A 23,002-nucleotide genomic window follows, 5' to 3' on the forward strand; every position below is an offset into this window, starting at 1 on the left:
TGAAATTTTGAAGCCCCTCACCCTGCCCCCTCTCCCGGAGGTAGAGGGCACCACAGGCAAAAGCAGATCTGCGTAACGCCACCAATCGAGCCCCCTCTCCCTTTGGGAGAGGGCTGGGGTGAGGGCATATACGACTCAAAATGAAGCCATATCAGACAACCAGCACATGAAAATTCAGTCACTTATGCAGACGCTTCCCACACTCCTAGGTATAGTGCCGGCCCTCTTCCTGTGCCCGGCCCCAGCACCAGCGGCCATCGTCAGCACGGAAACAGCATCGTAAACCAAGCAGCAACATGGCCAGGGTCGCCTTGATCGCCTACGTTTATGCCTTGCTCAAGCAGGTGTAACGCGATATTTCGACCCGCCCGTGTTGCCATCAGATAAAAACAGCGAGGAATAATCCATGCTTGAAGTCATCAATGACTTCCTCTCAGGGAAAGTGCTAATCGTGCTCATGGTCGGGCTCGGTGGCTACTTCACGATCCGCTCGCGTTTCGTTCAGTTTCGTTACTTCCTGCACATGTTTTCGGTATTCAAGGACAGTCTGCGCAGCAGCGCCGGTGAGTTGAGCTCGTTTCAGGCATTGATGCTGAGCCTGGCCGGCCGTGTGGGCGCGGGCAACATTGCCGGCGTCGGTATTGCCGTGACCCTGGGCGGCCCCGGTGCCGTGTTCTGGATGTGGGTGACCGCACTGGTCGGCATGTCCAGCAGCCTGATCGAATGCTCCCTGGGCCAGCTGTACAAGCGTCGGGACTCGGAAGGTCAACTGCGCGGCGGCCCTTCCTTCTATATGAAGTACGGCCTGGGCAAAGCCTGGATGGGTAAACTGATGGCAGTTTTGCTGCTGATCACCTTCGGTTTTGCCTTCATGGGCCTGCAAGCCCATGCCGTGACCCACTCGTTGCAAGACGCCTTCGGCTTCAAGGTCAACTACTCGGGCCTGGCCATCGCCATCCTGCTGGGTCTGGTGTTTATCGGCGGTATCAAGCGTATCGCTTCGGTGGCCGACCTGCTGGTACCGGTCAAGACCCTGGCCTATATCTCGGTCACCCTGTATGTGATCGTGCTGCAATTCGACCATGTGCCCGCCATGCTGGGTCATATCGTTAAAAGCGCCTTCGGCCTGGACCCGGTGTTCGGTGGCCTGATCGGCAGTGCGATCGTGATGGGCGTCAAACGTGGCGTGTTCGCCAACGAAGCTGGTCTGGGCAGTGCCCCGAACGTGGCCGCCGTGGCCGATGTTGAACACCCGATCGCCCAAGGCGTGGTGCAGGCGTTCAGCGTATTCCTCGATACCTTCGTGATCTGCACCTGTACGGCCTTGCTGATTCTGTTGTCGGGCTTCTACACCCCGGGCTTTGAAGGCGACGGCATTGCCCTGACCCAGAACTCCCTGGCAGCCGTAGTGGGTGAATGGGGTCGTGTGTTTATCAGCGTGGCCCTGGCCCTGTTCGTGTTCACCTCGATGCTCTACAACTACTATCTGGGCGAGAACAACCTGCGCTTTTTGGTTGGCGAAAGCCGCAAGGCGCTGATGGGTTACCGCGCCCTGGTACTGGTGCTGATCTTTTGGGGCTCGATCGAGAACCTGCAAACGGTCTTCGCCTTTGCCGACATTGCCATGACCATGCTGGCCTTCGTCAACCTGGTCGCCCTGGCCATGCTCTTCAAGATCTGCATGCGCGTGCTCAAGGATTACGATGACCAGCGCCGCGCGGGGATCAAGACACCCGTGTTCGATTCCAGTAAATTCCCGGACCTGGATCTCGATCTGAAGGCCTGGCCGCCAAAGCCGGCCGCCAAGGCCGAAGACACACAACGCTGATACTTGACGCGGCGGTTCTCCAGAACCGCCGCGTTTTTGCTTATGGGGACTCAACAATGACCGCAGCCACTCATCACACCGCCCAACGCGTCAGGGTGCTCTACACCGGCGGCACCATCGGCATGCAGGCCAGCGCCAGCGGCCTGGCGCCAGCCTCGGGTTTTGAAGCGCGCATGAGCGAGCACCTGGCCAGCCAACCGCAGTTACAAGTGCCACAGTGGTCCTTTCGCGAAATGAGCCCGCTGATCGACAGCGCCAACATGACCCCGGCCTACTGGCTGCGCCTGCGGGCCGCGATCATCGAAGCCGTGGACAAGGATGGCTGCGATGGCGTCCTGGTCCTGCATGGCACAGACACGCTGGCCTACAGCGCTGCGGCCATGTGCTTTCAACTGCTGGGCTTGCCGGCGCCGGTGCTGTTTACCGGCTCCATGCTGCCAGCGGGCGTACCCGACAGCGATGCCTGGGAAAACGTCAGTGGTGCCTTGCAGGCGCTGGGCCAAGGCCAGCCGCATGGCGTGCAGCTGTACTTTCACGGCAAGCTGATGGCACCCACACGCTGCGCCAAAGTGCGCAGCTTTGGCCGAAACCCATTTGTGACACTGACACGCAACGGCGGCGGAGCCAGGGCGACTTCCCTCCCGGCCGAACTGGCCTACAGCCACCCCAAACATGAGGCCAGCGTGGGTGTGTTGCCGCTGGTGCCGGGCATTGGCGCGGCCCAGCTCGACGCCCTGCTCAACAGCGGGATCGAGGCCCTGGTACTGGAGTGCTTCGGCAGCGGCACCGGCCCCAGTGACAACCCGGACTTTCTCGCCAGCCTGCAACGGGCGCAGGAAAACGGCATCGTGATTGTGGCTATCACCCAATGCCATGAAGGCGGTGTGGAACTGGACGTGTACGAAGCAGGCAGCCGCTTGCGTGGGGCGGGCGTACTCTCGGGCGGCGGCATGACCCGTGAGGCCGTGTTCGGCAAGCTGCATGCGTTGCTGGGCGCCGACCTTCCCCTGGCTGAAGTGCGCCGGCTGGTCGAGCTGGATGTGTGCGGGGAGCTGGCGTAAAGGCCACTCCAGCGGCGGCTACTGGAATTCCTACGGGGTTTGTGGCTGCCGTGGGCATCCCCCGGCACACAACTTGCTCGTTTCCTGCACCTCTCAGGCAGGAAACGGGCATGCTCCATTCTCATCTCACCACGCTCAACGCCGTCTCGCTGGTGCTCAGCACCTTCAACGCCGAAGGCCTGCCCAGCGAAGCGCTGTTGGCCGGTAGCGGTATCCGCGCAGCGGACTTGAGCCGTGCGGACACGCGCATCACCACCAACCAGGAAATGCGCGTATGCGCCAATGCCGTAGCCCTGCGCCGCGAAATCGGCCTGGAACTGGGGCGACGTATGCATGTGTCGTCCTACGGCATGCTCGGTTACGCCTTACTCACCAGTGCCACCTTAGGTGACGCATTGCGTCTGGCTTTACGCTACCCGGCGCTGCTGGGAACACTTTTTGAGCTGAGCCTGGAGGTCGAAGGCGAACAGGTCTGGTTCTGCGCCAATGGTTATGCCGAGAACCCGCAAATGGCGGTGTTCAATACCGAGCTGTGCCTGGCCTCGCTCAAGGTCATTTGTGAAGACCTGCTGGGCCAACGGTTGCCACTATCAGGGGCACGCTTTGCCCACAGCGCACCGGACTACCACGCCCGCTACGGGCTAAGTTTCGATTGCCCGCGCCAGTTCGAGGCCCACGGCAATGGTTTTGCCTTCGCCAAACACTGGCTCGAGCAGCCTTTGCCACTGGCCGACACCGTCACCCATCAGGCGATGGCCGAGCGCTGTCGCAAACAGAATCTGGAATTCACCGGGCGGCAAACCTGGCTGGAGCGTATTCGTCAGTTACTGGCTGCACAACTGCATGCCGCCCCCGGGCTTGAAGGCCTGGCCGAACAAATGAACTGCTCGCCACGCACCCTGCGCCGGCATTTGCACGATGTGGGCTGCAGCTACCAGACACTGCTCGACGACCTGCGCTTTGAGCGAGCCAAGCTGCTGCTCAACGACACCGAATGGCCCATCTACCAGATTGCCGAAGCCCTGGGCTTCAGTGAAACCGCCAGCTTTCGCCATGCGTTTGTGCGCTGGAGCGGGGTCGCACCCAGCCAGTTTCGAGCCTGATTCAGGGGGCCCGTTGCGGTCAGCTATTTTGGCCGTATCCATCTCGTTTTGGCCGCTCCTGCCGTTCTCTCAAACGCCCTGCGCCGCAAAACTGTAAGCCAGCGCTCAAGCCTTGGGAGAACAAGAAAATGCTGACGATCTATTCGGACGATCATCACCTGCATCATGGCCGTTGTGAGTTGATGGACGGGCAACTGATGCCCTGCTTTGAAATGCCCTCACGCGCCGACCATATTCTGCAACGTGTCCAGACTCGTGAACTCGGCCCCGTGCGTGCGCCTCAAGATTTTGGCCGTGGGCCTGTCGAGCGAATTCACAGCAGTGCTTATCTGGATTTTTTCCAGGGTGCGTGGGATCGCTGGACCGAACATGGCCGCGATGGCGACTTGCTGCCCTACACCTGGCCCGCCCGAACCTTGCGCGCCGTACTGCCCACCAGCCTGCACGGCCAGTTGGGTTATTACAGCTTCGACGGCGGCGCACCTATTACCGCAGGCACTTGGCAAGCGGCCTACAGTGCTGCGCAAGTAGCCCTGACGGCTCAAGCTGAAATTCAAAATGGCGCCCACAGCGCTTTCGCACTTTGCCGCCCGCCAGGTCATCACGCCGCAAGCGACCTGATGGGTGGTTACTGCTACCTGAACAACGCCGCCATTGCCGCCCAGGCCTTTCTCGATCAGGGCCGCAGCAAGGTGGCGATCCTCGACGTGGACTACCATCACGGCAATGGCACGCAGTCGATTTTCTATGACCGTAATGACGTCCTGTTTACCTCAATCCACGGCCATCCTGAAGCCGAGTTTCCGTTCTTTTTGGGCTATGAAGACGAGCTGGGTGAAGGGCCGGGTGAAGGCTTCAATTTTAATTACCCACTGCCCGCAGGCTCGGCCTGGGACCGCTGGAGCGCAGCGCTGGAATTGGCCTGCGCCGAGATTGAGCGTTACGACGCTGATGTGATTGTGGTTTCCCTGGGTGTGGATACATTCAAGAACGACCCGATCTCCCAGTTCAAGCTCGACAGCCCGGACTACCTGCGCATGGGCGAGCGTATTGCGCGGCTGGGTAAACCGACCTTATTTGTGATGGAAGGCGGTTACGCGGTCGAAGAAATCGGCGTCAATGCGGTGAATGTGCTGGAGGGGTTTGAACGCGCGCAATGAGCAAGCCCGCCCTGTGGGAACGGGCTTGGTCGCGCTTCAGGCGGCGGGGTTTGCCCGGATTGATGCGCTGATGCCATCGCGGGCAAGCCCGCTCCCACAAGTTCAATGCCCGCCATTCCACACCTTGCCCAGCCGCTCCAGCGCCGCCTTGATTTCCACCTCCGGCACTGCTGCAAATCCCAGCACCAAACCGGCGCGGTTATCCACAGGCTCGACCGAGTCTTGCTGCCAATAACTGCTCAGCCCGTTGATTTCCACCTCCACCGCCCGGGCCTGCGCCAGCAGTTCCTGCTCACGGGCCAACCCCGCAACCGGCACAGCCACATGCAACCCCGCCGCAATCGCCGGCATCGCCCCAACCCCCGCGACATCCCGTGGCCAGTTGGCCAGCAACACATCGCGGCGGCTCAACGCCGCACGACGCATCCGGCGGATATGCCGCTGAAAATGCCCCGCCGCCATAAATTCGGCCATTACCGCCTGGGTGCTGACCTCCGAATGACGCATATCCAGCGAGCGGCGCCGGGCAAACGGCTCGGTCAGCCCCTTGGGCAGTACCAGGTACCCCAGGCGCAACGCCGGAAACGCCACCTTGCCGAAGGTACCCACATAAATTACCCGCCCGCTGCGGTCCAAAGCCGCCAACGGGGCCAGCGGCGCGCCGCTGTAGCGGTACTCGCCATCGTAGTCGTCCTCGACAATCCAGCCTTGCGTGCGCTCGGCCCAGGCCAGCAGCTCCAGGCGCCGGGCCAGGCTCAGGGTGACTCCACTGGGGTATTGATGAGAAGGCGTTACATAGACCAGCCGACAGTTGTTCAAGTGCGCCAGCGCTGAACAGTCCATACCGTCCTGATCCACCGCCACGCCCTGCACATTCGCCCCGGCAATCGCAAAGGCATAGGCCGCTGCGCGATAGCCGGGGTTTTCCACAGCCACCCCCTCGCCGGGCTCCACCAGCAGCTGTGCACAAAGGCTAATTCCCTGCTGCGCGCCACTGGTGATCAAAATTTGTTCAGCCGAGCACGATAAACCCCGCGAAGTACGCAAATAGGCCGCGATCAACCCACGCAGTCGCTCATCGCCAGCCGGGTCGCCATAACACAGCTGCTGCAAGTCCGGCTTACGCCAAAAAGCCGCCTGCAGCTTGCTCCATACCTCGAAAGGGAATAAGTCAAACGCCGGAACTCCCACTCGAAAAGCACGCGGAACGCCGCTTGGAGGCAGGTCAAGCGCGTGCTCGGCAACCCTGCTCAGCGCTGTACTGTGGATAACTTTACTGGATGTAATTACAGGTATTTCGGCTGATTTTGTGGATAACCCTGGGGATAAGCTTGTTGAAAACCCTGTGGATAAGTTGGTGGACAACTTTTTCAGGGGCAGGGCTTTGGCTGGCAATTTTGCGACATAGGTGCCGTCCCCAACCCTCCCCTCAATAAAACCTTCGGCATACAACTGGTCATAGGCCCGCACCACGCTATTGCGGGAAATCCCCAGGGCGCTCGCCATGTCACGACTGGCAGGCAAGCGCGAGCCGCCACCCAAGCGGCCATCCAGCACGCGCTGGCGCAATGTCTGATACAGCTGGCGGCTCAGGCCCTTTTTCGGATCAAGCTCGATGCCGGCAGGGTTGAAGGCAATGGACAGCGCTGAATCACTCATGGATTGGACCTATGAAAATGACCATTAATGGCTCTTACAACCAACCAATAGCCTGCCTAGGATGAAGCCATTCGCCAAGGATAATTTCCATGTACGTACCCCGCGCCTTCGCCGTTGACGACATTCAAATCCTGCACCAGCAGATGCAGGCCTGCCCCCTGCCCGTCCTGGTCACACACACCAGCCAGGGCTTGCTCGCCAGCCATGTGCCTTTGCTGTTGGCCCCGGACGAAGGCGCGTACGGCACGTTGTACGGGCACCTTGCCCGCGCCAACCCGCACGGCAAGGCACTGGCGCAAGGCACCGAGAGCCTGGTGATCTTCGCCGGCGAGCAGGCCTATATCAGCCCGTCCTTTTACCCGAGCAAGGCCGACCACGGCAAAGCCGTGCCCACCTGGAATTACCTGGCCGTACATGCCTATGGCACAGCCAAGGTATTCGAGGATGCCGAGCGCTTGCTGGCGCTGGTCAGCCGCCTGAGCAGCCAACACGAAGCCGGGCGCCCCGCCCCTTGGGCGGTCAGCGATGCACCAGACGACTATATCGACAGCATGCTCAAGGCCATTGTGGGTTTTCGCCTGCCCATCACTCGCCTGCAAGGCAAACGCAAACTCAGCCAGAACCGCGACGCCGCCGACCAGGCCGGCGTGCGCCAGGGCCTGCTGGCCAACAGCAACCCGCAAGACCACGCACTCGCTCATTTAATGGTTAAGGAATAACTGAAAATGACTCAAATCCAGATCAAACCCGCCACCGCCGCCGATCGCGAACAGTGGCTACCGCTGTGGCAGGCCTACCTGCGCTTTTACAAGACCGAACTGTCCGATGACATCACCCAGTCCACCTGGTCGCGGTTCCTCGATCCGGCAGAACCGACCACCCTGGCTCTGGCCTGGCAAGGTGATAAAGCAGTGGGCATGGTGCAGTGCGTTTATCACCGCACCAACTGGAGCATCAAAAACGCCTGCTATCTTCAAGACCTGTTTGTCAGCCCCGAGGTGCGCGGCAAGGGCGTTGGGCGCCAGCTGATCGAGCACGTATATGCCGCCGCCCGCGACAAGGATTGCTGCAAAGTTCATTGGCTTACCCAGGAAACCAACGCCACGGCCATTCAGTTGTATGAGCGCATTGGCGAGCGCCCCGGCTTTATTCAGTTTCGCAAAACCTTGTCATAAATAAGGAACGCGCAATGCCCGACTCTCTAGAACACTGGCTGACGGCCAGAACACCGGATAACCGCACCCTTGAAGGACGATTCATTCGTCTGGAAAAGCTCGACCCCGCACGTCATGGCGATGAACTATGGCTAGCCTTACAAGGGCCAAAGGCCGATCCCAAGCTTTGGGACTACTTGCCCTACGGCCCCTTCAATGAGCGGCCGGCATTTGATGCCTGGCTGCAAAACCATGCTGCCAGCCGCGACCCACATTTTTATGCCGTTATCGACAAGTCGAGCGGTGAGGCACAAGGCCTGCTCAGCCTGATGTGCATCGTCCCGGAACACGGGCGCATCGAGATCGGTCACGTTGCCTTTGGCGCCCCCATGCAGCGCTCGCCCAAAAGCACCGAGGCCGTCTACCTGCTGGCCAGGGAAGCCTTCGCACTGGGCAACCGTCGCCTGGAGTGGAAGTGCAACAACGACAACGCCCGCTCAAAGCGTACAGCAGTACGATTGGGGTACACATACGAAGGCGTATTCCGCCAGCATATGGTGGTCAAAGGCAAGAATCGTGATACCACATGGTACAGTATCATCAGTACGGAATGGCCCGCAGTAGCGGTAGGGTTCGAAAAATGGCTGGCACTGGATAACCAACCAGAAAGCGGCCAAATAAAGACCCTGGAGGAATGCCGGGGCAAAGCTGTATAAAATTTGATCAGTGCGCCCAACAAGGACTGTTGGGCGTTTTTGTGTCTGGAACAGACATATTTCCGCTACCCGACCTCTAGATACCCTATTTGCACAGGGAGAAGCGCAAACGTTCGTAGCAGCGCAATGCACCTGAAACACCATGACTAAGTGGCTTGTGTCTAACGCCTCGCACGGGCACGCCTCGCGCTAATCGCCAACCGCTACAGGCGCTTTCCAGCCTTGTCGTCGCCCGGATCCCTGGGTCGAAACGCGCGGAAAAACCTCAATTCAAGAGCAAAAAAAAGGGGAGCACATGCTCCCCCGAGGTTTAAAGCGTTTACATCAAAGGCAGTATCAGGCTTCGATTTCGATCAGAATTTCGCCCGGGTTAACACGGTCGCCCTTGATAACGTGGATGGTGACGATTTTCCCTGCGATGCCGGCCTGGACTTCAGTTTCCATTTTCATGGCTTCAGTGATCAGTACCGACTGGCCAGCCTTGACCACATCGCCTACAGCGACCAGTACATCAACGATGTTGCCCGGCATTGCCGTGCTCACATGGCCTGGCTCGCTTGCCTGCTTGCGCTTGCTTGAGGTGCCGCCAACAAATTCGTTGAGCGGTTCGAACACCACTTCTTCCGGCATGCCATCGATGGACAGGTAGAAGTGACGCTTGCCCTCAGCCTTGACGCCCACACCGGTGATGTCAACGCGATAGCTCTCGCCGTGCACGTCGATCACGAACTCGGTCGGCACGCCTTCACCGCTCGCCTTGGTCACACCGCCCGCCTCAGGGATAGGCAGCAACACTTCCGGAGTCAGGGTGCCGGCAGCACGCTCCTCAAGGAATTTACGACCGATGTCCGGGAACATGGCGAAGGTCAGCACGTCTTCTTCCGACTTGGCCAGGGCACCAATTTCAGCACGCAACTTGACCATTTCTGGCTTGAGCAGGTCTGCAGGACGTACGTCGATCAGCTCTTCGTTGCCAATGGCCTGACGACGCAGTTGCTCGTTGACCACCCCCGGCGCCTTGCCGTAGCCGCCTTGCAGGTAAAGCTTCACTTCGTTGGTGATGGTTTTGTAACGCTCGCCGGCCAGCACGTTAAAGAACGCCTGGGTACCGACAATTTGCGAGGTCGGCGTTACCAGCGGCGGGTAACCGAGGTCTTCGCGCACACGCGGGATTTCGGCCAGCACTTCGCTCATGCGGTTCAGCGCGCCCTGCTCTTTGAGCTGGTTGGCAAGGTTGGAAATCATCCCGCCCGGCACCTGGTTGACTTGCACGCGGGTGTCGACGGCGGTGAATTCGCTTTCAAACTGGTGATACTTCTTACGCACGGCGTAGAAGTACATGCCGATTTCCTGCAGCAGCGACAAATCGAGACCGGTGTCGTATTCGCTGCCTTTAAGCGCAGCAACCATCGACTCAGTGCCTGGGTGGCTGGTGCCCCACGCGAAGCTGGAGATCGCGGTGTCGATATGGTCGGCACCGTTCTCGATCGCCTTGAGCTGGCACATGGCAGCCAGACCCGCGGTGTCGTGGGAGTGAATAAAGATCGGCAGGGTGATTTCGGCTTTCAGCGCCTTGACCAGTTCGCCAGTGGCGTACGGGGTCAGCAGGCCGGCCATGTCCTTGATGGCGACCGAGTCGCAGCCCATCGCTTCCATTTGCTTGGCCTGGGCCACAAACGCCTCGGTGGTGTGCACCGGGCTGGTGGTGTAGGCGATGGTGCCCTGGGCATGCTTGCCAGCGGCCTTGACGGCCTCGATGGCCACGCGCAGGTTACGCACGTCGTTCATGGCGTCAAAGATGCGGAACACGTCGATACCGTTAACCGCCGCCTTGGCCACGAACGCCTTGACCACGTCGTCGCTGTAATGGCGATAGCCCAGCAGGTTCTGACCGCGCAGCAGCATTTGCAGGCGGGTGTTGGGCAAGGCGGCACGCAGCTGGCGCAGGCGCTCCCACGGGTCTTCTTTGAGGAAGCGCACGCAGGCGTCAAAGGTGGCGCCGCCCCAGACTTCCAGCGACCAGTAGCCGACCTTGTCGAGCTTGTCGCAGATCGGCAGCATGTCTTCAGTGCGCATGCGGGTGGCCAGCAGCGACTGGTGGGCGTCACGCAGGATGGTGTCGGTTACGAAAATCTTCTTGCTCATTATTCTTTTCCTCACAGGCCTGCGTGGGCGGCGATGGCGGCGGCGATGGCCAGGGCCAGCTCTTCGGGTTTGCGCTTGATCGAGTAGTTGGTCAGCTCAGGGTGGCTTTCTACGAAGCTGGTGTTGAACTGGCCACTACGGAATTCCGGGTTACGCAGGATTTCCTGGTAATACGCGGCGGTGGTTTTGACCCCTTGCAGACGCATGTCGTCGAGGGCGCGCAAACCACGGTCCATCGCTTCTTCCCAGGTCAGGGCCCACACCACCAGTTTCAGACACATGGAGTCGTAATACGGCGGGATGGTATAGCCGGTGTAGATCGCCGTATCGGTACGCACACCAGGGCCGCCGGGCGCGTAGTAACGGGTGATCTTGCCGAAACTTGGCAGGAAGTTGTTTTTCGGGTCTTCGGCATTGATCCGGAACTGCAGGGCAAAGCCGCGGTGCTGCACGTCTTCCTGCTTGATCGACAGCGGCAGGCCGGAGGCGATACGGATTTGCTCACGGACAATGTCGATGCCGGTGATTTCTTCGGTGATGGTGTGTTCCACCTGCACCCGGGTGTTCATCTCCATGAAGTACACCTCGCCTTCGGCGAGCAGGAACTCCACGGTACCGGCGTTCTCGTAACCCACGGCCTTGGCTGCACGCACCGACAGGTCGCCGATATAGGCGCGCTGTTCCGGGGTCAGCTGAGGGCTTGGGGCGATTTCGATCAGCTTCTGGTTGCGACGCTGGATCGAGCAGTCGCGCTCAAACAGGTGCACCACATTGCCAAAGCTGTCACCTAGGATCTGCGCTTCGATGTGCTTGGGGTTGACGATGCATTTTTCCAGAAACACTTCGGCCGAACCAAAAGCCTTGGTAGCTTCCGAGATCACCCGCGGGAAGGCTTGCTCCAGCTCTTCACGGCTGTTGCAGCGACGAATGCCGCGACCGCCACCACCCGAGGTGGCCTTGAGCATCACCGGGTAACCAATGCGCTCGCCTTCAATCAAGGCTTCGTGGATGTCGGCAACGTTGCCTTCAGTGCCCGGCGTAACCGGAACACCAGCCTTGATCATGCTGCGGCGCGCTTCAGTCTTGTCGCCCATGCGGCGAATGACTTCAGCGGCAGGGCCGATGAACTTGATCCCGCGCTCGGCGCAGATATCAGCCAATTCAGCATTTTCTGACAGAAAACCGTAACCGGGATGCAAGGCATCACAACCGGTTTCAACGGCCAGGTTAACCAGCTTGCGCGGGTTCAAATAACCGGCCAGCGGGTCTTCGCCGATATTGTGTGCTTCGTCAGCGCGCTTGACGTGCAAGGCATGCCGATCAGCTTCGGAATAGACCGCTACAGAGCGAATCCCCATCTCGGCGCAGGCACGCACGATGCGGACGGCGATTTCTCCGCGGTTGGCGATCAGGATCTTTTTTATCACTTGGAATCTTCCTAAAGCCCATGGAACAAACGACCTGCTAGACCAGGTCGGGACGTGTCCAAATGTGTCTGAACCGTTGTGTTGTCACACTAGACCTGCGCAGCGATAAACAAAAATCAATAATTCTTGGGTCGTGCATAAGTAACAACTTATAGTCAGAGCACTTCCCGCTTCGGATAATTTTATAAAAATGCGTAAGTCATTGATGCGTATCACTTTTCGCCAATTGCAGGTGTTTAACGAAGTCTGTGATTTGCGCTCTTACAGCCGCGCCGCAGAAGAAATGTCGCTGACGCAACCCGCCGTAAGTCTACAAATTCGTCAGCTTGAAGAGCTGATTGGCCAGCCTTTGTTCGACTACGTTGGCAAAAAGCTGTACATGACCGAGGCCGCTGAAGCGCTTCAGTTGGCCAGCCGGGATATTTTCGGCCGCCTGGAAAACCTCGACATGCAGCTTTCCGACATGCTCGGGTCATTGCAGGGGCAGCTAAAACTGGCGGTGGAGTCGAGTGCGAAATATTTTGTGCCGCATCTGTTTGCTGCCTTCAAGCGCCAGCACCCGGAAGTCAATTTGCAACTGACCGTGGTCAACCGGGCGCAGGCCGTTCGTCGGCTATCCGATAACCGCGACGATCTGGTGATCATGTCGATGGTGCCGCAGGACATGGGCCTGGAGTTTCTGCCGTTTTTGAATAACCCGATTGTGGCCGTTGCACCTGCCGAACACCCGCTGTGCATGCAAGGGCCGCTGCGGTTGCAGGATCTTGAGCCGTATACCCTGCTGATGCGCGAACAGGGTTCGGGCACGCGCATGGCGTGTGAGGAGTATTTCAAGGAGAAGCGCGTGCACTTCAATCAGACGCTGGAAGTGTCGTCCAACGAGTCTCAGCGCGAATGTGCGGTGGCCGGGTTGGGCGTGGCGCTGTTAACACGCCACGCCGTCAGCCTGGAGCTGGCGACCGGCCTGCTGCGCGAGCTGCCGGTCGAAGAATTGCCGTTGTACCGCAGCTGGTGCGTGGTGCAGGCCAAGGCCAAGCGCCTGTCGCCGGTGGCGCATGCATTTCTGGGGTTTATTCGCAGTGAGCGCCTGCAGATCAGCGCGCTGGTTGAGCGCTTCGACGGCCACTTGCCGACGCAGCCTGCCAATAGTTGATCGATCCCAGGTCGGGGTAGTCAGAGGTTTCCAGGCGCAGTTGGCGCTGGCTCGTATGGTCTTCAATCGCACGACGGAAGGCCATGCGGCGCTGGTCTTCTTGCTGACGGCGGGTTTTGACGGCGCTATTGCGTTCTTCGTAAGGCTGAGCCATTTCGAGTCTCCCAAGGCGTGTACGGGAGTTTCACGATGGACTATGTTTGTGACGGCTTTGCGAAGCCTGGATGACAGGGGGATGAAATTGCTTGGCGATCAAGAGCACCCTCACCCCAACCCTCTCCCGGAGGGAGAGGGAGCTAACCGGGTAAATTTCGGATTCAACGCAGCCACTTCAGACGGCCATAAAACTGCAACACCCCCCAATCAGTCCCCTCTCCCTCTGGGAGAGGGTTAGGGTGAGGGCGCTTTTAATCTTCGTGGCTTTTCAGCGACTTGGGCGACAGGCGCAAGCTGCGCAGGCTGCGCTTGACGCTCTTGAGGTGGTTGACCAGGCTCGGGCCGCGGGCCATCGCAACACCCATCGCCAGCACGTCAATCACCACCAGGTGGGCAATACGCGAGGTTAGCGGGGTGTAGATTTCGGTGTCTTCATGCACATCGATCGCCAGGTTGACCGTCGCCAGTTCTGCCAGCGGCGTCTGGCTCGGACACAAGGTGATCAAGGTCGCGCCGCTTTCACGCACCAGGTTGGCGGTGATCAGCAAGTCTTTGGAGCGGCCCGACTGGGAAATGCAGATTGCCACGTCGGTGGGCTTCAAGGTCACCGCCGACATCGCTTGCATATGCGGGTCGGAATACGCCGCAGCGGTCAGCAACAAACGGAAAAACTTGTGCTGGGCATCTGCCGCTACTGCACCCGACGCACCAAAACCGTAGAACTCGACCCGCTGTGCTTGCGACATGGCCGTTACCGCACGCTGCAAGGCGACCGGGTCGAGCTTCTCGCGCACGTCCATCAGGGTGTGCAGCGTCGTGTCGAAAATCTTCAGGCTGTAGTCCGCAACCGAATCGTCTTCGTGGATCGCGAACTGACCAAAACTGGCCCCTGCCGCCAGGCTTTGCGCCAGCTTGAGCTTCAAGTCCTGGAACCCCGAGCAGCCTATCGCACGGCAAAAACGCACGATGGTGGGCTCGCTGATACCGACGCTGTGGGCAAGGTCGGCCATGGAACTGTGCATTACAGCCGCAGGATCAAGCAGCACGTGATCGGCGACCTTGAGTTCCGATTTACGTAACAGGTGGCGTGACTGGGCAATATGTTGCAGCAGGTTCAAAGGGCAGGACTCGGTCTGTAAGCGGCGGGTGCCGGGGATGTAGCAATCTTGTAGTTATACTACAAGAATTCGTTTTCTGCCCACCCAATACGCCCTATCTATTACTGTTATCACCCTTTAATCAAGCAGGATCAGGCGTGTGTAGCCCTTTTTCGCACTACAAGGCAGCGGCACCTGCGCGCAACAAGTCGCCCAATTGCTGTGCACTGACTGGACGGCTGATCAAGTAACCCTGCACTTCATCGCACTGGCGAGCCTTGAGAAAGGCCAGTTGCGCCTCGTTTTCAACGCCCTCTGCCACGACCTTGAGGGCCAGGCTGTGGGCCATGTCGATAATTGCCAGGGTGATGGCCTCGTCTTCGCTACAGCGCCCCACGCCGTGAATAAAGGTTTTATCGATCTTGACGTAATCCACCGCAAACCGCTTGAGGTAACTGAGCGATGAATAACCGGTGCCAAAATCATCAATCGCCAGCTTCACCCCCAGCGCATGCAATTGCTCAAAGGTGGCGATGATGTATTCAACATTGTCGAGCAGCTGGCTCTCTGTCAGTTCCAGCTCAAGGCAATGCGGTGCCAGCCCTGTGTCTTCGAGCACCTGGCGCACCAGGCTGACCAGCTTGCCCTGGCGCAGTTGATGCCCCGACAGGTTCACCGACACCCGTATCGGCGCCAGCCCTTCATGTTGCCATTCGCAGGCCTGGCGGCAGGCTTCACGCAGCACAAATTCACCGATGGCGCTGATCAGGCCAGTCTCCTCGGCCAGGGCGATAAAGTCGCTCGGCGGCACGCTGCCCAATTGCGGGTGATCCCAGCGCACCAGCGCTTCGGCGGCGTGCAGGCGGCCGCTGGCCAGGCACAGCTTGGGTTGATAGAACACATCGAGCTGGCGCTCGGCAATGGCCTTGCGCAACTGGTTCTCCAACTGCAGGCGCTCCAGGGTGCTGCGTTGCAGGCTGTGACTGTAGAACTGAAAAGTGCCACCACCCAGGTGCTTGGCCTGATGCATGGCCTTGTTGGCCTGATGGACCAGGCTCGCAATGTCCCGTGCGCTACCCGGTAACAAACTGATGCCAATGGATACACTGATCACTAACTCATGGCCGTCCACCATCAGCGGCCGACTGAGTTTTTCCAGAAGCCGGGTGGCTACCCGCGCCAGGCTGGTCAGGCTGTTATAGGCATCAAACAACACGGCAAATTCATCACCCGACAGGCGCGCAAGGGTGTCGGCCTCAGGCAAGGCCTTGGTGATGCGCTCAGCCATTTTTTGCAACACATGATCGGCCAGTTCATGGCCAAAGTTGTCATTGAGCAGCTTGAAACGATCGAGGTTGATGTGCAGCAAGGTCAGATTGCACGAACCCTGGCGCACGCGCTGGCTGGCCTCCTCCAGGCGCTCCTTGAACAGGGAACGATTGGCCAGGCCGGTCAACTCATCAAACTGGCTAAGGTGGCGCACCCGCGCCTCCACCACACGCCGCTGCTCCACTTCGCGGGCCAGTTCGGTGTGCAGTTGCTCGCTACGGTCATTGGCCTGCTGCAAGTCGGCGAACAGGCCTTGTTGCTGCAAGCGCCTCGCCTTGCGCCGTTGTTTGATCCGGTTGAACTGCCAACCCAAACCACCCGCCAGCAAAAAAAGGCCGATACCCATGCCGAAAAAAACACCCGGCGAATTTAAACTCTGAACCATCGGCAAGATTCTTATCAGTAGATGAGCCAAAAAGTCATCCGAGCATACACAAGCAATACCCACGACCAAACGCACGGGTGCCATTAAATTGGATGAAACACGCCGGGCTCTTTTACTGCCAGCCTTTTCGACCGCTCGGCCCAAGACCGCCACGCGGCTAGCAATCAAAGGCCAACAGCCCCTAAAATGCCCCGATGCGCGATGATCTCTCTCTCTTGTTAAATTCTCTCAACGATGCCCAACGTCAGGCCGTCACGGCCAGTGTCGGGCGTCAGTTGGTCCTGGCCGGCGCAGGTTCCGGCAAAACCCGTGTGCTGGTGCACCGTATCGCCTGGTTGATCCAGGTCGAAAACGCGTCCCCACACTCCGTGCTGTCGGTGACCTTCACCAACAAGGCTGCCGCCGAGATGCGCCATCGCATCGAGCAGCTGATGGGGATCAACCCCGCCGGTATGTGGGTGGGCACCTTCCACGGCCTGGCTCACCGCCTGCTGCGGGCTCACTGGCAAGAAGCCGGCCTGAGCCAGACGTTCCAGATCCTCGACAGCGACGACCAGCAACGCTTGGTCAAGCGTGTGATCCGTGAACTGGGGCTGGATGAACAGCGCTGGCCGGTGCGTCAGGCACAGTGGTTTATCAACGGCCAGAAAGACGAAGGCCTGCGCCCCAAACATATCCAGGCCAGCGGCGATTTGTTCCTGGCCACCATGCGCAATATTTACGAGGCCTATGAGGTCGCGTGCCAGCGCGCCGGTGTGATCGATTTTTCCGAACTGCTGCTGCGTGCCCTGGACCTGTGGCGCGACAACCCGGGCTTGCTGGCGCACTACCAGAAACGCTTCCGGCACATCCTGGTAGACGAATTCCAGGACACCAACGCCGTTCAATATGCCTGGCTACGATTGCTGGCCCAGGGCGGCGACAGCCTGATGGTGGTGGGCGATGACGACCAGTCGATCTACGGCTGGCGCGGCGCGAAAATCGAAAACATCTACCAGTACTCAACCGACTTCCCGGACGCCGAAACCATCCGCCTGGAGCAGAACTATCGCTCCACGGCCGGCATCCTCAAAGCGGCCAACGCCCTGATTGCCAACAACACCGGGCGCATGGGCAAAGAGCTGTGGACTGACGGCGGCGAAGGCGAAGCCATCAATCTGTACGCCGCGTTCAACGAACACGACGAAGCGCGCTATGTGGTCGAGACCATCGAGAGCGCACTGAAAACCGGCATTGCCCACAGCGATATCGCCATTTTGTATCGCTCCAACGCCCAATCGCGGGTGCTTGAAGAAGCCTTGCTGCGCGAACGCATCCCCTACCGCATCTATGGTGGCCAGCGCTTCTTCGAACGCGCGGAAATCAAGAATGCGATGGCTTATATGCGCCTGCTCGAAGGCCGTGGCAATGATGCGGCGCTGGAGCGGGTGATTAACGTACCAGCCCGCGGCATTGGCGAAAAAACCGTCGAGGCCATCCGTGAACACGCACGCCACAGCGATGTGTCGATGTGGGAAGCGATGCGCCAGCTGATCGCCAATAAAGCCCTCCCCGGCCGTGCTTCGGGCGCTATTGCCGGCTTTATGGAGCTGATTGATAACCTCGCGGCAAAAGTCATGGAGATGCCTTTGCATCTGATGACCCAGACCGTGATCGAGCAGAGCGGCCTGATTGCCTACCATCAGGCGGAAAAAGGCGAAAAAGGCCAGGCCCGGGTAGAAAACCTTGAGGAACTGGTCAGCGCAGCACGCAACTTCGAGAACAATGACGAAGACGAAGAGCTGTCGCCATTGGCCGCCTTCCTCGGCCATGCCTCGCTGGAGGCTGGCGATACCCAGGCCGAAGAGCACGAAGACGGTATCCAGCTGATGACGCTGCACAGCGCCAAAGGCCTGGAGTTCCCGTATGTGTTCCTGGTGGGCATGGAAGAAGGCTTGTTCCCGCACAAGATGAGCCTGGAAGAACCCGGCCGCCTTGAAGAAGAACGGCGCCTGGCCTATGTGGGCATTACCCGCGCCATGCAAAACCTGGTGATGACCTACGCCGAAACCCGACGCCTGTACGGCAGCGAAACCTACAACAAGGTTTCACGCTTCGTTCGTGAGGTACCGAAAGGCCTGATCCAGGAAGTTCGACTGTCCAACAGTGTCAGTCGCCCTTTCGGCGGTGGTCAAAAACAGAGTGCCAGCAGCCTGTTTGGCGGCTCGGAAATCCCGGAAACCGAATTCAAGCTCGGCCAGATGGTCAAGCATGCGGTCTTCGGCGAAGGCGTCATTCTCAACTTCGAGGGCGCCGGAGCCCAGGCACGGGTACAGGTCAACTTCAGCGAAGGCAGCAAATGGCTGATGATGGGCTACGCCAAACTTGAAGCGGTCTGACAGCAATCCGACAGCTTTGCGGGAATAATCTGGATTGATAGATAACGGTGGGAGCGGGCTTGCTCGCGATGGCAGCACCTCGGTGTATCAAATGCACCGAGTGCAGGGAATCTCGAGCAAGCCCGCTCCCACATCAATACGTCCTACAGTAAAAAAATCTGTCTCTTACAGATAAATAAGCAAAAGCCCGAAACACTTCACCGCTAGCCAGTCACAGCTCACCTGTGCAACATGGCGCGCGTGATATCCACAAATGGGAACCCCTTATGAAACGTTTTCTTAGCATCGCCATGGCGTTGTGCATCGGCTTGACGATGAGCATCGACGCGAACGCCAAGCGCTTCGGCGGCGGCAAAAGCGCGGGTGCAGCGCCTAGCCACCAAACGCGTCAAGCCGCTCCAGCTGCAGCCCCTGCGGCTGCCGGTGCTGCAGGCGCCGCCGCAAAAGCCGGCGGTGCTTCGCGCTGGCTTGGCCCTCTGGCCGGCCTCGCTGCCGGTGGCCTGTTGGCGTCCATGTTCATGGGCGGCGGCTTCCAGGGCATGCAGTTCTTCGACATCCTGATCATGGCGGTTATCGCCTTCCTGATCTTCCGCTTTATCGCGGCCCGTCGTCGCAAGCAGGCTGACATGATGGCCCCTGCTGGCCACGCACCCATGCAACGCGAAGCGTTCGACGCCAAGCCAGCAGGTTCGATCTTCGGCGGCTCGGCTGCCCCTGCAGCCCGCCCGGTGATCAATGCGCCGGCCTGGTTCAACGAGCAGAACTTCCTGGAAGCTGCGCGTAACCATTTCCAGTCCCTGCAACAGCACTGGGATGCCAACGAAATGGATAAAATCGCCGAGTTCGTGACGCCGCAGATGCTCGACTTCCTCAAGCGTGAACGCGCTGAGCTGGGTGATGGCTTCCAGTCCACCTACATCGACAACCTGACCGTGCAACTGGACGGACTGGATGATCGTGCAGACAAGACCATCGCCACCCTGACCTTCAGCGGCGTGTCGAAAAACTCGCGCTTTGACCAGGGCGAAGCCTTCAGCGAAAGCTGGAACATGGAGCGCCAGCAAGGCGACAACCAGCCTTGGCTGGTGGCAGGTATCCGCCAGAACGGCTGATCCCGCGAGCGAAACATGCGTTAACCAAAGCCCCGGACTTGTCCGGGGCTTTGCATTTCACGATTGCACTTATAACGAGCTACTGTATAAAGCGCGTCATATAAACCGCGCCATAGAGCATGAGGATGAGGTCGTGGAAGAAATTATTGAAGAGCTACGCGAAAAAAACGAGCCTGTACCGGTTCCCCTGGAACTGCCTGAAGAAGACCAGTTGGTGGAAATCGAAGAACAGCTGTTCATCGATATTCCATTTGTCTTCAGAGAATTTCTGCTGACCGTCAGTGACGTAGTGTATGGCAGCTTGGAGCCGGTCACCGTGACCGACCCGCAATCGCACACCTACCTGCCGGAAGTGGCGGCAAACGCCTGGGATGCCGGCGTAGACCGCAGCCTGATCCCTATTTGCCAGGACGGCGACGACTACTACTGCGTGGAAGAAGACGGCACCGTGGTGCTGTGGTCCGGCGAAGAAGAACTCGTCACCGAAGAAACCTGGGAGTCGGTCTGGCACTGGGCGCGCGACGTCTGGCTGGAAAGCTGATATCTGCCAGTAAGCCCGGCCCGCTTTCCAGCCATTGGTCAGCGGGCTGTCAGTGCCCCCCCTCCTTGTGGTTATCCAGCGTCTCCAGCAGTGCAACCTGCATGCGCGTATGAATCCGGATAAACCAGCGCCACAACAGCGCCGCCACGCCCGCTGCCACGACGGCAATCACCATGAGCAACTCGTTGGTAGGCAAGATGCTCGCCGACAAGGCTGACAGCAGCAAAAAAATCACCAGCAACGATAAAATCGGGATCACTTCCGAGATCACCCGACGCACACGCTGCGTATGGCGCCCGGCCATTTCCGGCTTGACCCCCATCTCCGCCAGGAGCATCGACAGCGCCTTGAGCTTGCGATACGCCGCGATCAAAAACGGCAGCGACAGCAGCAAGGCAGCCCCCCAGATCATCCCCTTTTGCCAGCTCGGCTCCAGAATCCAGCCCTGTAGATAACGCCCGATGCGCGGTGCGAAATAACCGCCGGCAAAGAAAATAGCGATAACCAAAGCCAGATTAACGCCAACCTGCAGCAGGATCTTGCGGATCATGGCCGCCAGCAGCGCCCCCTCACCTTGCGGCTGAATACTGCGCAGCCATTCGCCATAGAGCCCCAACACCCGTGACAGGCGCCCCGGCACCACCTGGGCCAGCTTGAGCGAGAGCGGGTCTGCGGCGCGTATCAGGTAAGGGGTCATCAGGGTGGTCAATACGGATACGGCCACCGCTACGGGGTACAGGAAGCTGCTGGTGACCTGCAGTGTCATACCCAGCGCCGCAATAATGAAAGAAAACTCCCCAATCTGGGACAGCCCCATCCCGACCCGCAGCGAGGTGCGTCCGTCATTGCCTGCGATAAACGCCCCCAACCCGCAGGACAGCATCTTGCCCAGTACCACGGCAACGGTAATCACCACGATGGGCAGCGCATATTCCAGCAGAATGGCCGGGTCGAGCATCAGCCCGATGGCCACAAAGAAAATCGCACTGAACAAGTCACGCACCGGCTCGATCAGCCGTTCGATTTTCAGCAACTGACGCGACTCGGCCATGATCGCACCGATCAAAAACGCCCCGAGCACCATGCTGTATTCCAGCTTGACCACCAGCAGGCAGAAGCCAAAACACAGCCCCAACACGGTAATCAGCAGCATTTCATTGCTTTCGAATCGGGCCACATACGCCAGTACCCGCGGCACCAGCAGAATGCCGATCACCAGGGCCACAATCATGAACAGCGATAATTTACCGACCGTCGAAAACACTTCTTCGGGGCTGACACTGCCGCTGACCGCGATGCTCGACAACAGCGCAATAATCCCGATGCCCAAAATATCTTCAACGATCAACACGCCAAAAATCAGCTGGGCGAAGCGCTCGTTTTTCATCTTCAGGTCGTTGAGCGCCTTGACGATGATGGTGGTCGAGGAAATGGCCAGGATGGCGCCCAAAAACAGCGAATCCATCGTGTTCCAGTCGAACCATCGGCCAATTTCATAGCCGATCCAGATCATCAGCGTAATTTCCATAAACGCTGCGATAAAGGCCGTTGCCCCGACCTTGAACAATTTGCGCAGGCTGAACTCCAGCCCCAGGCAAAACATCAAGAAGATCACCCCCAACTCGGCCAGGGTCTTGATCGTTTCTTCATCGTGGATCAAGCCAAACGGCGGGGTGTGCGGGCCAATGATAAAACCGGCAACGATATAACCCAGCACCACCGGCTGTTTGAAACGGTGGAAAAGAATCGTCACCACACCCGCAACCAGCATGATGACTGCCAGATCCTGAATAAAACTGATGGCATGCATGGCGTGGCACTCCTTGTTTGATATTCACCAGGCAACATGACGACAGACACAGCCTGTCAGGCCGCACGCATCGACTGTTTTAAATGTAGGAAGTATCCGACTAACGGACTTTTGCAGGTTAACACCGCGACTTGCGCCAGAAAGGCGGTGCAATATATGGAAACAGATAGAGATAAGCGTGACGGCAGTCAAAACGGCAACGTCCCGTTAATAACTGTTTCAAAAATCGACAAGTATCCACAGAGATACCCATTTCACTGCTGCAACACAACCGCGAGCCTGCTGCTATGGAACCCGGAAACGCCCAACTGTCGATGACGGTCTTGATGACCCCGGACATGGCCAATTTTTCTGGCAATGTTCACGGCGGAACCCTGCTCAAGTACCTCGATGAAGTCGCCTATGCCTGCGCCAGCCGCTATGCGGGGCGTTATGTGGTCACCTTGTCGGTGGACCAGGTTATTTTCCGCGAGCCGATTCATGTCGGTGAGCTGGTGACCTTCCTCGCCTCGGTCAACTACACCGGCAACACCTCGATGGAAGTTGGCATCAAGGTCGTTACCGAAAATATCCGTGAGCGCTCGGTGCGCCACACCAACAGCTGTTTCTTCACCATGGTAGCCGTGGACGACGACCGTAAACCGGCCGCTGTTCCGCCGTTGCAGCCATTGAACAGCGAAGACAAGCGCCGCTTTATCCAGGGCAAGCAACGCCGCCAGATCCGTCAGGAACTGGAGCAGCGTTACCGCGAACTGAAAGACGAAACACTGTAAGCGACTTGTGGGAGC

18 protein-coding genes and 1 pseudogene are annotated in these 23,002 nt (G+C 58.9%); 12 read left to right on the top strand and 7 right to left on the bottom strand.

The annotated features are described in order from the left end of the window. The first annotated feature begins 406 nt into the window (after nucleotides 1-406). The 4 genes from BLU25_RS14350 (at nucleotide 407) to BLU25_RS14365 (ending at nucleotide 5,152) form a co-directional block, all read left to right on the top strand. On the top strand, nucleotides 407-1,828 hold the full coding sequence (locus BLU25_RS14350; protein WP_016782934.1) for an alanine/glycine:cation symporter family protein: 1,422 nt from the start codon (nucleotides 407-409) through the stop codon (nucleotides 1,826-1,828). A 56-nt stretch (nucleotides 1,829-1,884) separates the two neighbouring features. After that, the gene (locus tag BLU25_RS14355; RefSeq protein WP_016782933.1) at nucleotides 1,885-2,889 is read left to right on the top strand and encodes an asparaginase; all 1,005 of its coding nucleotides are present in this window, start codon (nucleotides 1,885-1,887) and stop codon (nucleotides 2,887-2,889) included. A gap of 110 nt (nucleotides 2,890-2,999) precedes the next feature. Continuing rightward, complete coding sequence (locus tag BLU25_RS14360) at nucleotides 3,000-3,992, top strand: AraC family transcriptional regulator (protein WP_016782932.1); 993 nt, start codon at nucleotides 3,000-3,002, stop codon at nucleotides 3,990-3,992. A 128-nt stretch (nucleotides 3,993-4,120) separates the two neighbouring features. Beyond that, nucleotides 4,121-5,152 carry a histone deacetylase family protein gene (locus BLU25_RS14365; protein ID WP_016782931.1) on the top strand — a complete coding sequence of 344 codons (1,032 nt, stop codon included), beginning with the start codon at nucleotides 4,121-4,123 and terminating at the stop codon, nucleotides 5,150-5,152. A gap of 102 nt (nucleotides 5,153-5,254) precedes the next feature. Here the strand turns inward: BLU25_RS14365 and pdxR are convergent, their stop codons facing one another. Further along, nucleotides 5,255-6,811 (bottom strand): MocR-like pyridoxine biosynthesis transcription factor PdxR, encoded by a 1,557-nt coding sequence (pdxR, locus tag BLU25_RS14370; protein ID WP_016782930.1) that lies wholly within the window; start codon nucleotides 6,809-6,811, stop codon nucleotides 5,255-5,257. A gap of 89 nt (nucleotides 6,812-6,900) precedes the next feature. On the opposite strand from pdxR, the gene BLU25_RS14375 reads away from it, so the two are divergent. The 3 genes from BLU25_RS14375 to BLU25_RS14385 are packed head-to-tail and all read left to right on the top strand — an operon-like array spanning nucleotide 6,901 to nucleotide 8,681. Then, the gene (locus BLU25_RS14375; RefSeq protein ID WP_016782929.1) at nucleotides 6,901-7,530 is read left to right on the top strand and encodes an FMN-binding negative transcriptional regulator; all 630 of its coding nucleotides are present in this window, start codon (nucleotides 6,901-6,903) and stop codon (nucleotides 7,528-7,530) included. 6 nt (nucleotides 7,531-7,536) lie between these two features. Beyond that, nucleotides 7,537-7,986 carry a GNAT family N-acetyltransferase gene (locus tag BLU25_RS14380; protein WP_016782928.1) on the top strand — a complete coding sequence of 150 codons (450 nt, stop codon included), beginning with the start codon at nucleotides 7,537-7,539 and terminating at the stop codon, nucleotides 7,984-7,986. 14 nt (nucleotides 7,987-8,000) lie between these two features. Then, nucleotides 8,001-8,681 carry a GNAT family N-acetyltransferase gene (locus BLU25_RS14385; protein WP_029611662.1) on the top strand — a complete coding sequence of 227 codons (681 nt, stop codon included), beginning with the start codon at nucleotides 8,001-8,003 and terminating at the stop codon, nucleotides 8,679-8,681. Between the two features lie 336 nt (nucleotides 8,682-9,017). On the opposite strand, the gene oadA is transcribed toward BLU25_RS14385, so the two are convergent. Both oadA and BLU25_RS14395 read right to left on the bottom strand, forming a co-directional pair. Further along, nucleotides 9,018-10,826, bottom strand: coding sequence for a sodium-extruding oxaloacetate decarboxylase subunit alpha (gene oadA / locus BLU25_RS14390; RefSeq protein ID WP_016782926.1), 1,809 nt, complete (start codon nucleotides 10,824-10,826; stop codon nucleotides 9,018-9,020). 11 nt (nucleotides 10,827-10,837) lie between these two features. Continuing rightward, nucleotides 10,838-12,253, bottom strand: coding sequence for an acetyl-CoA carboxylase biotin carboxylase subunit (locus BLU25_RS14395; RefSeq protein ID WP_016782925.1), 1,416 nt, complete (start codon nucleotides 12,251-12,253; stop codon nucleotides 10,838-10,840). 190 nt (nucleotides 12,254-12,443) lie between these two features. Between BLU25_RS14395 and BLU25_RS14400 the strand changes: the two genes are divergently transcribed. Continuing rightward, the gene (locus BLU25_RS14400; RefSeq protein ID WP_029611661.1) at nucleotides 12,444-13,406 is read left to right on the top strand and encodes a LysR family transcriptional regulator; all 963 of its coding nucleotides are present in this window, start codon (nucleotides 12,444-12,446) and stop codon (nucleotides 13,404-13,406) included. On the opposite strand, the gene BLU25_RS14405 is transcribed toward BLU25_RS14400, so the two are convergent. The 3 genes and pseudogenes from BLU25_RS14405 to BLU25_RS14415 form a co-directional block, all read right to left on the bottom strand. Further along, nucleotides 13,348-13,560, bottom strand: coding sequence for a PA3496 family putative envelope integrity protein (locus tag BLU25_RS14405; protein ID WP_029611660.1), 213 nt, complete (start codon nucleotides 13,558-13,560; stop codon nucleotides 13,348-13,350). The genes BLU25_RS14400 and BLU25_RS14405 overlap by 59 nt on opposite strands. A 253-nt stretch (nucleotides 13,561-13,813) precedes the next feature. Continuing rightward, the gene (gene hexR, locus BLU25_RS14410) at nucleotides 13,814-14,680 is read right to left on the bottom strand and encodes a transcriptional regulator HexR (RefSeq protein ID WP_016782922.1); all 867 of its coding nucleotides are present in this window, start codon (nucleotides 14,678-14,680) and stop codon (nucleotides 13,814-13,816) included. A 157-nt stretch (nucleotides 14,681-14,837) separates the two neighbouring features. Continuing rightward, nucleotides 14,838-16,163 (bottom strand): annotated as a pseudogene (locus tag BLU25_RS14415) (putative bifunctional diguanylate cyclase/phosphodiesterase); the annotation flags it as partial. 404 nt (nucleotides 16,164-16,567) lie between these two features. On the opposite strand from BLU25_RS14415, the gene uvrD reads away from it, so the two are divergent. The 3 genes from uvrD (at nucleotide 16,568) to BLU25_RS14430 (ending at nucleotide 20,404) form a co-directional block, all read left to right on the top strand. After that, a complete protein-coding gene (uvrD, locus tag BLU25_RS14420) occupies nucleotides 16,568-18,751 on the top strand; it encodes a DNA helicase II (protein WP_029611659.1) in 2,184 nt (727 codons plus the stop codon). A gap of 266 nt (nucleotides 18,752-19,017) precedes the next feature. Beyond that, nucleotides 19,018-19,863: a Tim44 domain-containing protein gene (locus BLU25_RS14425; RefSeq protein ID WP_016782919.1), complete on the top strand. Its 846-nt coding sequence runs from the start codon at nucleotides 19,018-19,020 to the stop codon at nucleotides 19,861-19,863. A 133-nt stretch (nucleotides 19,864-19,996) separates the two neighbouring features. Then, on the top strand, nucleotides 19,997-20,404 hold the full coding sequence (locus tag BLU25_RS14430) for an SMI1/KNR4 family protein (protein WP_016782918.1): 408 nt from the start codon (nucleotides 19,997-19,999) through the stop codon (nucleotides 20,402-20,404). Nucleotides 20,405-20,453: 49 nt separating this feature from the next. On the opposite strand, the gene BLU25_RS14435 is transcribed toward BLU25_RS14430, so the two are convergent. Next, nucleotides 20,454-22,214, bottom strand: a complete 1,761-nt coding sequence (locus BLU25_RS14435) for a cation:proton antiporter (protein ID WP_016782917.1) — start codon at nucleotides 22,212-22,214, stop codon at nucleotides 20,454-20,456. A gap of 287 nt (nucleotides 22,215-22,501) precedes the next feature. On the opposite strand from BLU25_RS14435, the gene BLU25_RS14440 reads away from it, so the two are divergent. Next, a complete protein-coding gene (locus BLU25_RS14440) occupies nucleotides 22,502-22,987 on the top strand; it encodes an acyl-CoA thioesterase (RefSeq protein WP_029611658.1) in 486 nt (161 codons plus the stop codon). Nucleotides 22,988-23,002: the final 15 nt, after the last annotated feature.

Source organism: Pseudomonas fragi (assembly GCF_900105835.1).
Taxonomy (GTDB): Bacteria; Pseudomonadota; Gammaproteobacteria; order Pseudomonadales; family Pseudomonadaceae; genus Aquipseudomonas; species Aquipseudomonas fragi.